Source organism: Azospirillum sp. UENF 111221, assembly GCF_058780625.1.
Window position 1 is genome coordinate 623,761 of sequence record NZ_JBSNCH010000005.1, and the last position, 15,086, is coordinate 638,846.

The 15,086-nt window shown below is 68.2% G+C and carries 13 protein-coding genes; 4 read left to right on the forward strand and 9 right to left on the reverse strand.

The features are described from left to right. The first annotated feature begins 227 nt into the window (after positions 1-227). From ACWPN3_RS17335 to ACWPN3_RS17345, 3 genes are all read left to right on the forward strand, one after another. Positions 228-2,978, forward strand: coding sequence for a polysaccharide biosynthesis/export family protein (locus tag ACWPN3_RS17335; RefSeq protein ID WP_492261618.1), 2,751 nt, complete (start codon positions 228-230; stop codon positions 2,976-2,978). Further along, positions 2,975-3,769: a glycosyltransferase gene (locus ACWPN3_RS17340; RefSeq protein WP_492261619.1), complete on the forward strand. Its 795-nt coding sequence runs from the start codon at positions 2,975-2,977 to the stop codon at positions 3,767-3,769. Before ACWPN3_RS17335 ends, ACWPN3_RS17340 begins: the two co-directional genes overlap by 4 nt. Positions 3,770-3,903: 134 nt before the next feature. Beyond that, a complete protein-coding gene (locus ACWPN3_RS17345) occupies positions 3,904-4,371 on the forward strand; it encodes a helix-turn-helix domain-containing protein (protein ID WP_492240617.1) in 468 nt (155 codons plus the stop codon). Here ACWPN3_RS17345 and ACWPN3_RS17350 read toward each other — a convergent pair. From ACWPN3_RS17350 to ACWPN3_RS17370, 5 genes are all read right to left on the reverse strand, one after another. After that, on the reverse strand, positions 4,281-5,330 hold the full coding sequence (locus tag ACWPN3_RS17350) for a glycosyltransferase family 2 protein (RefSeq protein ID WP_492261620.1): 1,050 nt from the start codon (positions 5,328-5,330) through the stop codon (positions 4,281-4,283). The genes ACWPN3_RS17345 and ACWPN3_RS17350 overlap by 91 nt on opposite strands. Before the next feature lie 11 nt (positions 5,331-5,341). Next, a complete protein-coding gene (locus tag ACWPN3_RS17355) occupies positions 5,342-6,343 on the reverse strand; it encodes a hypothetical protein (RefSeq protein WP_492240619.1) in 1,002 nt (333 codons plus the stop codon). Beyond that, entirely contained in the window at positions 6,336-7,373 is a 1,038-nt protein-coding gene (locus ACWPN3_RS17360) for a glycosyltransferase family 4 protein (protein WP_492261621.1), read from the reverse strand. Before ACWPN3_RS17360 ends, ACWPN3_RS17355 begins: the two co-directional genes overlap by 8 nt. Before the next feature lie 263 nt (positions 7,374-7,636). After that, positions 7,637-8,875 carry a hypothetical protein gene (locus tag ACWPN3_RS17365; RefSeq protein ID WP_492240621.1) on the reverse strand — a complete coding sequence of 413 codons (1,239 nt, stop codon included), beginning with the start codon at positions 8,873-8,875 and terminating at the stop codon, positions 7,637-7,639. A 31-nt stretch (positions 8,876-8,906) separates the two neighbouring features. Beyond that, positions 8,907-9,410, reverse strand: a complete 504-nt coding sequence (locus ACWPN3_RS17370) for a hypothetical protein (protein WP_492240622.1) — start codon at positions 9,408-9,410, stop codon at positions 8,907-8,909. Positions 9,411-9,790: 380 nt separating this feature from the next. Here ACWPN3_RS17370 and hutG point away from each other — a divergent pair, with 380 nt between their 5' ends. Further along, a complete protein-coding gene (gene hutG, locus ACWPN3_RS17375) occupies positions 9,791-10,615 on the forward strand; it encodes an N-formylglutamate deformylase (RefSeq protein ID WP_109446355.1) in 825 nt (274 codons plus the stop codon). A 108-nt stretch (positions 10,616-10,723) separates the two neighbouring features. Here the strand turns inward: hutG and ACWPN3_RS17380 are convergent, their stop codons facing one another. The 4 genes from ACWPN3_RS17380 to ACWPN3_RS17395 form a co-directional block, all read right to left on the reverse strand. After that, on the reverse strand, positions 10,724-12,361 hold the full coding sequence (locus ACWPN3_RS17380; RefSeq protein WP_492261622.1) for an ATP-binding protein: 1,638 nt from the start codon (positions 12,359-12,361) through the stop codon (positions 10,724-10,726). Positions 12,362-12,844: 483 nt separating this feature from the next. Continuing rightward, entirely contained in the window at positions 12,845-13,327 is a 483-nt protein-coding gene (locus ACWPN3_RS17385) for a MarR family winged helix-turn-helix transcriptional regulator (protein WP_492240624.1), read from the reverse strand. 223 nt (positions 13,328-13,550) lie between these two features. Then, on the reverse strand, positions 13,551-14,330 hold the full coding sequence (locus tag ACWPN3_RS17390) for an SDR family oxidoreductase (RefSeq protein WP_109446359.1): 780 nt from the start codon (positions 14,328-14,330) through the stop codon (positions 13,551-13,553). Between the two features lie 23 nt (positions 14,331-14,353). Beyond that, entirely contained in the window at positions 14,354-15,076 is a 723-nt protein-coding gene (locus ACWPN3_RS17395; RefSeq protein WP_492240625.1) for an HdaA/DnaA family protein, read from the reverse strand. Positions 15,077-15,086: the final 10 nt, after the last annotated feature.

Below are 15,086 nucleotides of genomic sequence, written 5' to 3' on the forward strand. Positions count from 1 at the left end.
TCGATCACTCGCGCTGTGCGGGTGATTGCTGGGGTTGTTGGACATCCATGTTGGCTGCTGCGTGCAGGATATTCGCCCGAATTGCGCCCGGGTCGGCGTTGATTCTGTGGGCGTGCGCCGTGTCGGCCGCCGGGCCTGCGCGGAGCGATCCACTATTGCCGCGTCCTCAGCCGGCATCGACGGACTCCCCCCTGGAGGCGGCCTTCTCCATACGTGCGGGAGAACCGTTGCGCCAATTCGGCTATGACCTGTTTGCTTCTGCAACCGATGCGGATTCGACGGCCGAGGCCGCGCCCGGCGCCATCCAGGGCGACTATGTCCTGAACACCGGCGACACCGTCCTGGTCACCCTGCGCGGGCAGAAATCCTTCAGCAAACGCTTCACCGTCGACCGAAACGGCCAGCTGGTGGTGGACGACCTGCGGCCGCTGACGGCTGCCGGCCTGACGCTGGACGTCCTGCGACGTGACCTGTCCGCCACCGTCGCCGCCACCTGGCCCAGCACCGATGCCTTCGCGTCGCTGGCGGAGGTGCGGCGGATCGGCGTGCTGGTCACCGGCGCCGTCCGCCGCCCCGGCCGGCAGGAGATCAGCGCCTTCGCCACCGTGCTCGATGCGCTGTCGGCCGCCGGCGGCGTGGATCGCGGCGGCAGCCTGCGCGCGGTCAGGCTGATGCGGTCCGGCGGTGCGGTCATGGTCGACCTCTATGCCCTGCAAATCGCCGGTGCGACCGGCAATGCGGATATGCCGGTGCGTGACGGCGACCGCCTGTTCGTCCCGCCGCTCGGCGCCACCGTCGCAATTGCCGGACCGGTGAAGCGGCCGGGCATTTATGAATTGCCGCCGGGTGGCGGCCCCTTGTCGGCGTCGGAGATGCGCGACCTTGCCGGTGGCGCGCTGCGGCCCGGCCGCGGCCGGCTTGTGCGATTCGGCATCGGGCCGTCGGGCGAGGAAACGGCGGAGGAGATCGCCGACGCCGACGCCAAGCGGTTCGGTGACGGCGACCTGCTGTTGATCGTGCCGGAACGGGAAGACCGCCGCGGCGAGGTTCGGCTCGACGGACATGTCCTGCGTCCCGGCCCCCGTGCGCTCACCCGGGTTAAATCCTTGCCCGGACTGCTTTCCCGTGCGGACCTGGGCCCATCGGCCTATTTTCCCTTCGCCGCCCTGGAGAGCACTGCCCCAACGACGGCGGCGCGCAGCCTGCGGCCGGTCGACCTGTCGGCCGTTCTGAACGGACGCGACCGCCGACAGCTTTCGGACGGCGACACGCTCTATGTCCTGGGGACTGCCGACGTCGATTTCCTGACGTCGGAGGCGGTGCTGGCTCTGCTGCGCGGCGAACGCCAGCCGCCGCCGGATGCCTGTCCCGGTCTGGTGGCGCTGGCCCGCATCCTGGCGGCGGAGCCGGCCGGTCCCCTCGCCACCGGTCCGCAGGCGCGCGCCGCCGCCACGCTGACCGGTTCCCGCACACCCTGCCCGCCCCTGTTCGCAACGGTGCCGGACCTGCTGCCGCTGGCCCTGCGCCATTCCGTTCTGCGGCTTACCGGTGCGCCGCGGCCCGGTTTCTATCCCGTGGCCGATGGGCCGGAGAGCGCCGGCGCGCGCGAGACCATCGTCGAATCGGAAGCGCCTCACTATGAGCTGCTCGGCCATGTCCGCCGGCCCGGCACCCGCCGTTTGCCGGCCGGTGCCACGCTGCGTCAGGCGCTGGCGGAGGGCAAGGCGCTGAAGCGGGACGTGTATCCGCTGCTCGGCATCGTCGAACGCTATGACCGGCGGACCTTGACCCGCGTCTATCTGCCCTTCTCCCCACAGGAGGTGGCTGCCGGACGCGCCGACCGTGCCATGAGCGACGGAGACCGCATTCACCTGTTCGCCGCCGACGACATCCGCGGCTTGGTGAAGCCCGCCGAATCGAGGACGGACGGCAAGGCGGACGACGAGTCCGAACCGCCGATGCTGGCGGCGGTACTCGATCCGGCCATCGTCGCGGTGATTGGCGAGCGGACCGTCCAGCTGCGTGGCGCCGTGCGCGATCCCGGCGGCTATCCGGTCGCCGACCTCACGCCGCTGGCGGCCTTGGTCGCGGCGGCAGGCGGGCTCTCCACCGACGCCGACCCCACGGTGGCGGAACTGACGGCCGCCAACGGCACGCGTAGCGCCATCGACCTGACCCGCGACGGCGCCCGCAGGATCGGCCCTGGAGATGCGCTGCGGATCAACCCGCGCCCGCAGGCGCTGGAGGCCCGCGCGGTCGCCATCGAAGGGGCGGTGCGCCGTCCCGGCCGCTACGACATCGGCCGCGGTGAGACGCTGTCCTCCCTGATCGCGCGGGCCGGCGGCCTGATCGACGATGCCTATCCGGCTGGGGCCGTGCTGACCCGCGAGAGCGAACGCCGCCGCGAGAGGGAGCAGTTCCAGCTGCAAGCGCGTGAACTGGAGCGCGCGCTGGCGCTGGAGGTGGAGAAGGGCGAGCCGGTGAAGGCGGAGAATGTCGCACTGGCCCGCCAGCTCGCCGCCCAGCTCCGTGCAGCCGAACCGCTCGGCCGCGTGGTGGTGGAAGCGGACCCGGCTGTCCTGCGCAGCCGCCCGGCTCTCGACCCGCTGCTGGAACCCGATGACCGGATCGTGATCCCGAAACGACCGCTGACCGTGGCGGTGTCGGGCGAGGTTCTTCACCCGACCGCGGCACAGTTCGTCAGCGGCAAGGGTGCCGAGGATTACCTGAACGAGGCGGGCGGCCCGACCCGCGATGCCGACACCGGTCGCAGCTTCCTGGTTCTGCCGGACGGACGGGCACGGCCGCTGGCGCTGTCCTCCTGGAACCATCGGGTGGACGTTATCCCGCCCGGGTCGATCCTGGTGGTGCCGCGCGACCCCCGCCCCTTCGACGGGCTGGACGCCACCAAGGCCATCGGCAACATCCTGAGCCAATTGGCGATCACGGCGGCCTCGATTTCGGTGATCACGCGATGACGGCGCCCGCCCCGCTCCGACTCGCCATGCTGACCGTGGTCCGCAACGACCGCGCCGGACTGGCCGACACCTATGACAGCCTGCGCGGGCAGCTCGGTCCCGGCATCGTCTGGCTGGTCGCCGATGGCGCCTCCACCGATGGAACGGCAGAGTGGCTGGCGGACCATGCCGATGTCCCGCTGTGGTGGCGCTCAGCCCGCGACTCGGGGCTGTACGATGCGATGAACGATGCGCTCGCCGCCGCGGGCCGGCTGGGGTGCAGCCATGTGCTGTTCCTGAATGCCGGCGACCGGCTGGCGGAGCCGGACAGCGGCATCCGGCTTTTGCAAGCGATTGCCCGGCATCCCGACTGCGCCCTTCTCTATGGCGATGCGCTGGAGCGGCTGGGTGACGGACGTATCCTGCTGAAGCGTGCCCGCTCCCACCGTTGGGCATCGCTGGGCATGTTCACCCACCATCAGGCGATGATCTACTCCGTGTCGGCACTGGCAGGGCTGCGCTTCGACTCCGGGTACCGGATCGCGGCCGATTATGACTTCACCTTGTCGGTGCTGAAGCGCGGACGGGCCGAACGGCTGCACTGGCCGGTCTGCCTGTTCGCGGCCGGCGGCCTGTCGCAGCGCGACGCAACCGCTGGCAGGCATGAGCAGACAGCGATTCGACAACGGCATTTCGGCCATGGGGCCGCACACGCGGCAATGATCGTCCTGGCTCGACGAGTCGCACTGGCATTGCGCCACCATCTTCCCGCTCTATACGCGAAATTACGTTTCCGATGCCCTGAAACTTAATGTCTTTCGCACTCTTCCTCCCCCTTCCACCCAAACGGACCGTTGATACGCACAAATGGTTGCATAGAATTTACTTTCTGAACTAAGCATTCCCGCGGCGCCTTCCCTCTGGCTTTCCTTTTGAGGTACGACTTATGAGCGCGACCAAGACCAAACTCGCCCCCGCCCACACCCTGTCGCGCCGCGGCGAAGGTCCCAACCCCATCGACATCCATGTCGGAGCCCGCTTGCGGCTTCGCCGGACCCTGCTTGGCCTGAGCCAGGAAAAGCTGGGCGAAGCGGTTGGGATCACCTTCCAGCAGCTCCAGAAATACGAGCGTGGGTCGAACCGCATCAGCGCCAGCCGCCTTTACAACCTCTCCCAGGTTCTCGGTGTGCCGGTCAGCTACTTCTTCGACGACATGCCGTCGCCCGACCAGATTGCCGCGGAAGTTCCGTCCGAAGCGATGAGCGAGACGGACGAGTTCGAATTGATGGCCCGCCGCGAGACGCTGGAACTGGTGCGCGCCTATTACCGGATCGAGGATCCGGGCGTGCGCAAGCGGACCTTCGACCTGCTGAAGGCGCTGGGTGGCGACCGGATCGCGCTGCTCGAAGAATAAGGGTCGCCCGCCGGACGGACAGTCCGGACAGGCTCGGAAGCGGCGCGGATGGACGGGAAACGGTCGAACGCTCCCGGTCCCATTGCCGCCGACCGCATCTTGAGCCCGACCTGCCAATAGTAGAACGCGCGCGCCAGCGCGTGGTCGAGCCCGGCTGCGCCATCGAGGACGCCAAGGCGCAGCACATAGGCATGCAGAAATGCCAAGAGCGGCCGGCCCGGCAGGCGCTGGAAAAGCCGCTTCTGCATACGCCGGCCAAGAAGGGCGCGGAGGCTATGAGGGGCACTGGAGCCGCCATCCGGTTCACCCGTTATCAGCCGCTCCATCCGGCCGTCGGCACGAATCGCCGCCTCCCAGTCGGAATACCGGTTGTGGCGGTCGAACCAGGCCGAGAGCGGCTTGGCATCCTCATGGTCCATCGGGTGGCGAAGCCGGCCGGTCGTTCCGGACACCTGCGGCTGGTAATGCCCCTCGACCTCCCACATCGCGGCGATATCCAGGTCGGGTTGATCGGGAAAGCGCGCGCGCCGACGGTCCAGCAGAGCAAGCTTGCGATTCCAGCAGCCGAAACGCAGCCGCCGGCCGCGGACGACCGGCCTGCCGTCGATCCAGTATGCTGCGCAGGCAGGGCCAGCCGCCATCAGCCGGGCGATCTCCTCAACCAGCTCCGCCGTCAGCCGCTCGTCGGCGTCGACGAACAGAACCCAGTCATGGGCGAATGGCAGAGTATCCAGGCACCACTGCTTCTTCTTGGGATAGCGGCCATTCCAGCGGAAGGGGATCAGGCGGGCGCCATGTGACCGTGCGATGTCCGGCGTGCCGTCATCGCTGCCGCTGTCGACCACGAAACACTCGGCGAATCGGGCGAGCGGCGGCAGGCACTGCGGCAGGTTCGCAGCCTCGTTGCGCGTCATCACCACCACGGAGACCGGGATGGCGGTCATGGCGGGCGCAGGCATGGTGGAAATCCTCATGGCGCCGCCTCCACCCCCGTCGTCCGTTCCCGCAGGGCGTGGGAGACGGACAGGGCGAATCCGGCGGCGACAAGCCCGACCAGTCCGGCCAGCGGAATCACCACGGCCGGGTTCGGCCAGTCCGGCAGGGTGGAGGCAGCCGGCGGCTGGATCATGTCGGCGGCAAAGGGCAGATCGACGCCGATCATCATCGCCACCCGCTCCTGGTCCAGCAGCAGGTCGCTCAGCGCCTGCCGGTGTTCCGCCACGGTGACGGCGCCGAGACGAAGCTTGATATGGGCGATCTGGGCGGCACTGCGCCGCGCCGCCTCCGCCCGCAGATGGGCGTCGGTGGCCGCGGCAATCCGCCCGAGCAACTCCACTGCAATCGCCCGGTCGGGATGGCGGAAGGTGATCCGCCGCATCGGACCCGACCGCAGCATGTCGACAACCAGCCGATCACGCAGGGCGCGCGCCACGCGGTCGCCGTCCGGCTCAACCCAATCCTCGCGGCCGACCATCGCCAGCAATGCCCGCTTCAGCGTCGGGAACAGTCCGGGTGGCGGACTCCAACGCTCCGCCTCCGCGTCCCAGCGCTCGGCAAACAGGGCGCGCAGGATGGCCGGGTCCGCAGCCAGACGGTCGGCCACCGGTCCCGAACCGAACAGCTCAAGATAGCGGGCGAAGTCGGACAGCGATTCATCTCCCGCCCCCGGCTCGGCAACACCGGCGGAGTCACGGCCGTTGAGCGTCGGCACCCGTGCCCCCATCGCGGCGGAGCCGACCCGGGCCGTCGGTCCGATCACCATTGCCGCGGTGTAAGCCGGCGCCACCAGCCACAGAGCCGCCACCGCCAGCGCCAGACCGCCCAACCAACCGCCGAGCAACCAGCACCAGCCGGTCCGCAGGGTGCGAACGAAGCCGCGAAAATCACCCTCCCCTCCGGCCATCGGCAGAGCGAGCGTCATCGCATGCGGCCGAGGCTGGGTGTGACGCGGGGCGATGACGCCGTCAGGCATGGGGCAACGGCCTCCCCAACAGGGGCCGGACGGCGCGGCGTGCCTCGACCAGACGTTGGGCCAACCCGACGAAGGCCGCGGCGGCACGGTCGGCGCTCCAGGCTTCAGCCCTTCTGGCAGCGCACGCCCCCTCCGCTGTGCAGCGGTCGGGGGCGGCGGCATAGGCGCGCACGGCTTCGGCAATGGCGACCCCATCGAACGGGTCGATCACCATGCCGCATCCATCCATATGGGCCGCTGCCTCGCTTCCCTCTGGTCCCAGGAAGAGGCAAGGCCGGCCGGCCGCCTGCACCCCGGCCAGCTTGCTCGGCACCAGAAGCCCCTGCGCCGCCGGGTCCATCGCCACCAGATGCAGGTCGGCGGCGGACAGACACTCCGCCAGCCGGTCGGCGGGCTGCCAGGGAAGCCGGTGCAGGTTGCGCAAACCCGTGAGGCGTGCGGCCTCTTCCACCGCGGCGAATCCCCTGCCCTCGCCGACCAGCAGGAAAATCACGGATGGATCGCTGTGCTGCAGCCGGGCCGCCGCCTCCAGCACGCCGTCCATCGGATGGGCAAGGCCCAACGTTCCGGAATAGGCCACCAGAAAGCGTCCGTCCCCCTCCGTCAAACCCAGTGAGCGGCGGAGGCTGTTGCCGGCCTTCTCCAGGGGACGGATTGCCGGATCGGGCCAGTTCGGCAACAGGGTCACGCGATCCGCAGCCACGCCGGATGCGACGATGCGTTCGCGCATGCAGCGGCCGATCGCGATCACCCCATCCTGCCGCCGCAATGCCCGCGCCATGCCATCCCCGGCGACGCGGAGGAGCAGTTCCGGCATCCGCACGCCCAGCACCGGAAGAAGGTCCGGGTAAAGATCCTGGCACCAGTGCAGCGACGCCGCACCATGGCGCGCAGCCAGAACCGGACCGGCCAGCGCCAGCATCGGCGGATCGGTCATCGTGACGACGAGGTCGTGGCGCGGCAGGCGCAGAGCCCGAGCCGTGAGTTCGGCAAAGCGAATCGAGATAGGCGCGCGTGTCGGGCCGCTCACCCTTCCTTACCCCGCGGCCGGTGCGGACAAGCGTGACCCCGTCCGGAACGGCGCGGTTCGGCACCTCAACGCTGCCCTGCTCGCCATCCGTCACCACCGTCACCCGCCAGCCGGCAGCCGCGATCCGCGCGGACAAATCCGACAGGCAACGGCCGGTCGCCCCGCGGTCAGGCGGGAACACCCGGTTGACGAAAATGATGGACGGTTGGTCGAGCGGCACGGCGCACCGAAGCATGAATTACACGCGAAAGTATGAAGATCCTCTACGGATCAGACAACCCCTTCCTGCACTCGGCCGCCAAAAGCATCAGCGTCAGGATGACGCCGGTGTCGAGGTACTTGAAGCTGGTGTGGAGGCAGAGCGCCATCGCCAGCGGAGGCACCACCGCCAGGGCCAGCGGCGGATCGGCAGCCAGCAGACCGCACCAGGGCCTGACCAGCGCGCCAAGATAGGCCGCCAGCGCCATCATGCCGCACAGTCCGGTCTTCAGCAGGCTGTAGCTCGCCAGCGTGTGGGTATAGCTGACCCGCCAGCCGCCGACCGCCGGGTTGGCGATCCGCGCGCCCCAGCCGTCGCCGAACAGCAGCACCCAGGGAGAGGCGACGGCATGCTCGATCACCGCCGCCGCCTCTTCCCACCGGGCATTGATTCCGGTCAGCCGCGTCTTCTCCGCCGCCTGCTGCCACGCACCGAACAATGCATCCCCACCGACGGCGACCGCCAACCCCAGACCGATCAGCAGAGGCAGGGCCAGCCACGCCTGCCGCCGTGCCCACCACAGGGCGATCAGCGCCAGCGACAGCAGCGCCAGTCCCAGCGCGGTGCGGTGGACCGCTCCGGCCAGCGCGGAAAGGCAGAGAGCCCCGCCGACGGCACCGGGGATCGCGGCAAGCCACCAGCGGAACCGGCCGCCGATGCCGACCAGCGACAAGGCCGTAGCCGGCAGCACCACGGCGGCGAACAGCACCGCAGGCGCATTGAGCAGATAGGCGCCACCATCGGCCATTGCCCGCTGTCCGATGGCGCCGAAACCCCAATCCGCCTGCCGCCACCAGCGCAAGGCCAGCAGCAGGCCGGCAATGGCAAGCCCACCGATCAAGGCCCGCACGGCGGTCCGCCCCGCGGCGCGCAACGCCGGCACCAGAAGCACGGGAAGAAACAGGTACAAGAGGGGCACGACGTCGCGAAGGATATCGACCGGGTCCGACCCCAGCGCCGCCCCGCGCAGCAGCGGCACCCACAGCAGCCAGGCGAATGCCGCAACTGCCACCGGCATCCATTCCATGCCGGACGACATCCATCCAGCGCCGGGGGGCGTCCGCAGCGCATGGCCGCTCGCCACCGCCAGCGGCCATTTCCAACCGATCGACAGCAGGATCAGAAGGCCGATGGACAGTTCCGCCCCTCGCAGTGCCGGCGGCGCCGGCACGCTGAGGCCGCCATACAGAAGCAGGGCTGCCGCCATCGACAGCGCGCCCATCCGTGCGGCGGCCACCGTCATGGCCGCCCCTCGCGGAAATCGGCCGCCTGGGTCAGGCCCAGCGCTGCTCGGCACGGTCCAGACGATAGAACAATCCCTCCTGCGGGCGCAGCCGCAATGTTCCGGTCAGGGTCAGCGGTTCCCGCGTCGCCGGCAGGGCGATGGATGTGTGGACATGCATCATGGTCGCCGGTCCGGGGCTTTCGCAGGCGGGACAGCCCATCGGATTGGCGGACAGAATGAAGCGGTTGTGGCTGGCTCCGTCGGTCAGCGGCACCATGAAACCGCGCACGGTGACCGGACGGCCGTCCAACGCCGATACCTTCACCGGAAATTGCGGATCGCCGGCCAGACCGCCCATCCGCACGGCGCCCAGGTCGCGCCAGATCGCGGTTGACTTGTCCAGCGGCAGATGGAAGGGACTGGCGGGATGGCTCGGCGCCTCCGGCGTCCCGGCAGCCCAAACGGCCCAGCCGGCAATGGGGGCAAGCGCAAGCGGCAACAAAAACTGGCGCCGGCCGGGCATGGCCGTGCCAAGACGGGTGGCGGTGGTCATGGTCGCTTCTCCCCTGCTGCGTTGCTTCGTCACCGGGGCTGCGAAATCGGGGCGCCGTATGTTGTCGAAGTCTTTTGTCCGGTCGCCTGGGAACTATCCGAGGAACAGCTTTGTCCGGTGCGGGGCGACGCCTTCTGCCGGGCGGTCGCCGATTGCGCGAAAGTCTCCGGCAAGCGCAGCTCAAGGTCAACCGGCAATTCTGCCGGGCGCAGCAGGAAATGGAACGCGTAAGGATAGGTTTCCACCGCACCGGCATCCCGACTCTTTCAAAAAAACGCAATCTGTTTGACGGGGTGCGGCACCGCCCGTCATAGTCCCACCGCTGGCCCTGCCGCACTGCACACAGTGTGGCGCAAGCCGTTCCGATGACGAGACGAGCCATGGAAACCTTCCGCTTCCAGCCGGGCGAAACCCCGGTCCTGCTCAGCATTCCGCATGTCGGGACCATGATTCCGCCGGACATCGCCGCAACGATGACGCCGGAGGGACTGGCGCAGCCCGACGTCGACCGTCATCTGGACCGGTTGTACCACTTCGCACCCGCACTCGGAATCGGTTTCCTGACGGCGCTCTGCTCGCGCTATGTGGTGGACCTCAACCGCGATCCCGACGGCGTCGTGCCGCATCCGGGGCAGGATCCCACCGAAATCTGTCCCCTGACGACGTTCGACCGCGCACCGATCTATCGACCGGGACTGGAACCCGGCCGTGCGGAGATCGACCGGCGGGTCGGCGCCTATTGGCGTCCGTATCATGAGCAGATGCGCAGCGAGCTGCGCGCCTTGCGCGACCGCTATGGCGTGGCGATCCTGTTCGACGCCCATTCGGTGCGCAGCGCGGTTCCACGCTTCTTCGACGGCACCCTGCCCGACTTCAACCTCGGCACCGGCGAGGGCAGCAGCGCCGCCCAGCCGCTGGTCGTCCGGCTGATGAACGTGCTTTCGGCATCGGAGCGCTATTCAGCCGCGCTGAACGGCCGTCTGCGCGGCGGTTTCATCATCCGCAGCTATGGCCAGCCGGAAGAGAACATCCACGCCATCCAGCTCGAACTGACCCAGTCGACCTATATGGACGAGGCCTCCCCTTATCACTTCCGCCCGACACTGGCGGCAGAGGTGAAGCCGTCGCTTGAGCGTCTGCTGAGCGTCGTGGTCGAGTGGGCGTGGCAGAAGGCCAGCGGCCAGCGGCGGGCGGCGTTCCTGTAACGCCCCACCGCCTGCCAAAAGACCCGCCATGCAAAAGGGTCCACCATGAAAGAGTGGCCCTCCCCCGTCGCCGGGGAAGGGCCGAAGGACGGCCTGATCGGGGATGGATCAGATCTGGCCGCGCTCGCTGGCCTGACGCATCAGGACATATTGGCGCATCATCTGGTTGCGGAAGCGGTAGCGCTCCATTCCTGGCTCGACCACCGGGGCCAGGACGCCGCCATGGTCCTCACGCGTCAGGCGCTTCAGCAGGTCGAGCGTCGAGGCGCTCGGCAATTCTCCGCTGTCACCAGCCAAGTCCTTGGGATCGAACACGCCATAGGCATCGGCCGGACACAGCGCCGCAGCCAGCAATGCATCCTCCAGCTCGGCCCGGCGGTCGGCAGCCAGCGCACGGGCATAGCTTTCGACAATGCCGCGCTCGGCTTCCTGCAGGCAGCGGGCGACGGCATAGGCCAGATCCGGCCGCTCCACCAGCTTGCTTCCGCGGCTGACGGCGCTGCGCGCCGCATGCAGGCCGAGAAGCTGGGCGTAGTACGGCAGGCCGCGCACGAACTCGGCGATCCGCCGCACGACGTCGGGGGCGAACTCGATGCCGGCATTCTGCGCACCGGCCTGGATCAGGCGGCCGATCTCCTGATCGGTCATCAGCGGCAGATGAACCGGAACAAGCGAGCGCTGGATCGACGGATGCTTACCCAGCAGCTGGTCGAGATTCTCGGCGACGCCGACCACCAGCAGGGTGACCGGGATCGAGCTGTCGGTCAGGTTTTTGAACAGCTCCGCCAGCTTGTTGCGGAAATCCTCGTCCTGGACGCGGTCGTACTCGTCCAGGATCAGCAGCACATGGGTGGCGTGGATGCCCGACAGAACCTCGTTCAGCTCGGTGACGCTGAAGGTGCCGTCCGGCAGCAGCTCGTTCAGGCTGGCGAAGTTGCGCCGCGCCGCGAACGGATTGTCGAGCGCGGAACGGTAGTAGGTCGACGGGATTTTCTTCAGGAAGTGCCTGAAGATGTCCTCGAAACTCAGTTCTCCGCTGCAGGTCAGCTTCAGCGACAGATAGCCTGCCTGCCCCGCGATCTTTTCGATCGCGTTGGCGACGGAGGTCTTTCCGCGGCCGCGGTCGCCATAGAGGATGACGTGCGCCCGCTCCTCTTCGATGGCCGAGATGATGCGGCGCAGCGTGTCGTTGCGGCCGATGAACAGACCGTTCAGTTGTTGCTTCGGCCGGGTCGGCGTGAAGGCTTCGCGCAGAAGGCCGTTCAGCTCCGGCGTCAGGCCCTTCAGCATGGCCGGCGCATTGGCGCCCATGCCGCCGCGATAGCCGCCGTTGACGGACATCGTAAAGCGCGGCAGGTCGTGCTCGCCCTCGGCATCCCTGCCGCCCGGCTGCGGGAACATGTGGCCGCGGCGGTCGCCGGTGGCCTCGTTGTCGATGATGTCGGGCAGCCGCGGCGCGGCCGGACCGCGCATCGTGTCGAATCCGGCACGGGCACCGATGCCGGTGCCGATGCCGCCACCCATGTTTCCGTCCACCGGACGCAGGTGAGCCCCACCGGGCCGGGCAAATCCCGGTCCGTTGGAGAGGCCACCGGCCCCGGCATTGCCCATCCCAGGCCCCGCAACGCCGGGACCGCCCATGCCCGGTCCGCCGGTCAGCGGGTTAAATCCAAGGCCGCCACCGGCGGCCGGCATGCGCTCGTCGGCCACAGCGGCCGAACGACGCTTTCGAAAGAAATTCCGCATCCGTCCCAATCCCCACGCGTTGTCGGCGTTCGCGGAACCGCCCCCCTTTCGGCTTCTCGAATGGGCCGGGGACGGGTCCGCGTGTTCCCGATGTAAGCGCTGCGCCGGCCGGGGTGGGCTGGGATTTCGGATATAATACCGACGCGGCATTCCCCCTTTGGGGACCTCTTCCGAAGGGATGCGCCCCCGAAACCCACGGGCGCATCCCGGCCAACCTCAGCCGATCAGAATCGGCCCGACCGTGGCCCAGCCGTAGAGCACCGCCAGGAAAAAGGCGAGGGTCATGCATTCGCGCAGGAAAGCCAGAACCGACATGCCAACCTCCGTTGTTCGCGTCTTGTTCCAATAGAGCTATCAGAACGGACGAAGAACGGCAACCGGCTAGTTCTGCCTATGTTCCCGTTACGGACTCCAATGTTCCATTCCGGACACAGATCGAACGGACAGGTGGTTAGAAAGTTACGTGTCGAATGCAGGAATCTGTCAGCCCGGATCGGCATCGTCGTAGCGGATCAGATCGGTCCAAGCGCGCTCCAGCCTGCGCAGCGTGCGATAGGTGGTTTCGAAGTCGGCACCGTCGCTGTCGGTGCGCAGCAGCGTATCTGCGCGCGTCGCTTCCAGCTTCTTCAGCGCTTCGCAGGCGGCCAGCCCCTGGGCGGAGAGCTTGAGCCGGGCGGCCCGCCGGTCGCGCTGGGACGGGCTGCGGTCGACATAGCCCGCCTCCACCAGATGCTTCAGATTGTAAGACGCGTTGGAGCCCAGATAGTAGCCGCGCTCCAGCAGGTCGCGGACCGACAGCTCCTCGGTGCCTATGTGCAGCAGCATCAGCGCCTGTGTCGGGCTGAGGTCGGTCACACCGATGCGGGCCAGTTCCATCCGAAGCACGTCGAGGAAGCGCCGGGTGATGCTTTCCATGACGCGGCCAAGGTCGGTGTAGACCGCGGGGGCCGCCACACTCTGCTGCATGCTCATCGTTCCTGTGCCAGTGGCTCGCAAAAGCCGTTGTCCGGTCGCCGCGGCACTGCCGCGTTTTGCCGACCGGCGGACCGGGGAAGCGGCGCCCGAGCCGATGCTCGAGCTCCCCTTCCCGTCGCCGTTTCTTAATGGCCTGTGACGATGGGCGGATTTTATTGCGAATTGGAGAGACAAACTTGAGACGCGGCGGCGTCCCGTCTTCCAATACCGCAGGTTACATCGTGCCGGGGAAGGCTCCACCATCCAGAAGGATGTTCTGTCCGGTCATGAAACCGGAGCTTGCGGCACAAAGAAAGGCACAGGCAGCCCCGAATTCCTCCGGATCGCCGAATCGGCCGGAGGGATTCGACTTGCGCCGCAGTTCCATCTCTTCGTCGATGCTGCGTCCGCCGGCCTTCGCACCGCCTTCCATCGTCTTGCGCAGGCGGTCGGTTTCAAAGGGACCGGGCAGCAAGTTGTTGATGGTGACGTTGTGCTTCACCGTCTGGCGCGACAGGCCGGCGACGAAGCCGGTCAGGCCGGTGCGGGCACCGTTCGACAGGCCCAGAATCGGGATCGGCGCCTTGACGGCGGCCGAGGTAATGTTGACGATCCGGCCGAACCCCCGGGACATCATGCCGTCCACCGTCGCCTTGATCAGGAAGATCGGCGTCAGCATGTTGGCGTCCAGCGCGCGGATCCAGTCCTCGCGGTCCCAGTCATGAAAGTCGCCGGGCGGCGGACCGCCGGCATTGTTGATCAGGATGTCCGGCTCCGGGCAGGCGGCGAGCGCCGCGGCCCGCCCCTCCTCCGTCGAGATGTCTCCGGCGGCGGTGGTGACCGTAACGCCGGTCGCCTTGCGGATCTCCTCGGCGGTCGCCTCCAGCGCATCGGCACTGCGGGCGGTCAGGGTGACATGCACGCCCTCGCGGGCCAGCGCGAAGGCGCAGGCGCGGCCCAGCCCCTTGCTGGCGGCGCAGACGATGGCGCGGCGGCCGGCGATACCCAAATCCATGATCGTCTCTTCCCTTGTCGGTGTCAGAGGGTCGTTTTGGAACCGGATCGTTGCGGTTCCATCCGTTGCAGGTCCGAAAGGACTTCCCGCGCCAAAGGCACGGTCACGCCACGATGGGCGGCCAGCGACGCATGGTCCAGCGCCGCCACCAGACGGCGGGCAAAATCGAGCGACCGCTCCATCCGTGCCAGCAGATAAGTGACGACTTCCATCCCCGGCCGCAACTGGCGGTCGGCGAACAGCTTGACCAACACCGCGGCGAGCAGCGCGTCGTCGGGCGCCCGGACCTCGACCGCCGGCGCGCCCTTGATGCGCGACCGCAGGTCGGGAAGCGTCGTCCGCCAACGCGACGGCGCCTTGCGCGACAGAAGCAGAAGATGGCCCTGTTGTTCACGGGCGAGGTTGTACAGGTGGAACAATGCCTCTTCCCGCTCCGGTCGGCCGGCGACCATGTCGGCATCCTCGACGACCACGGCGTTGGCAGGCACCAGCAGGGACGGGACGACAGCCGTATCGAGGGCATCGCCGCGGGTCACCAGGGCATGGCTGCGGGCGCGCCAGACCTGTGACAGGTGGGTCTTGCCGCAACCCGCGGGTCCGTACAGCGTCAGTGCCGGGGCGGGCCAGGATGGCCAGCGGTCCAGCCACGCCACAGCATCGGCGTTGCTGGGTGCGACAAGGAAATCCTCGCAGCCCATCGCCGTCCGGTGCCCTAGATCGAGCGGTATCTGCGCCGGCAAGCTCATGCGGACACAC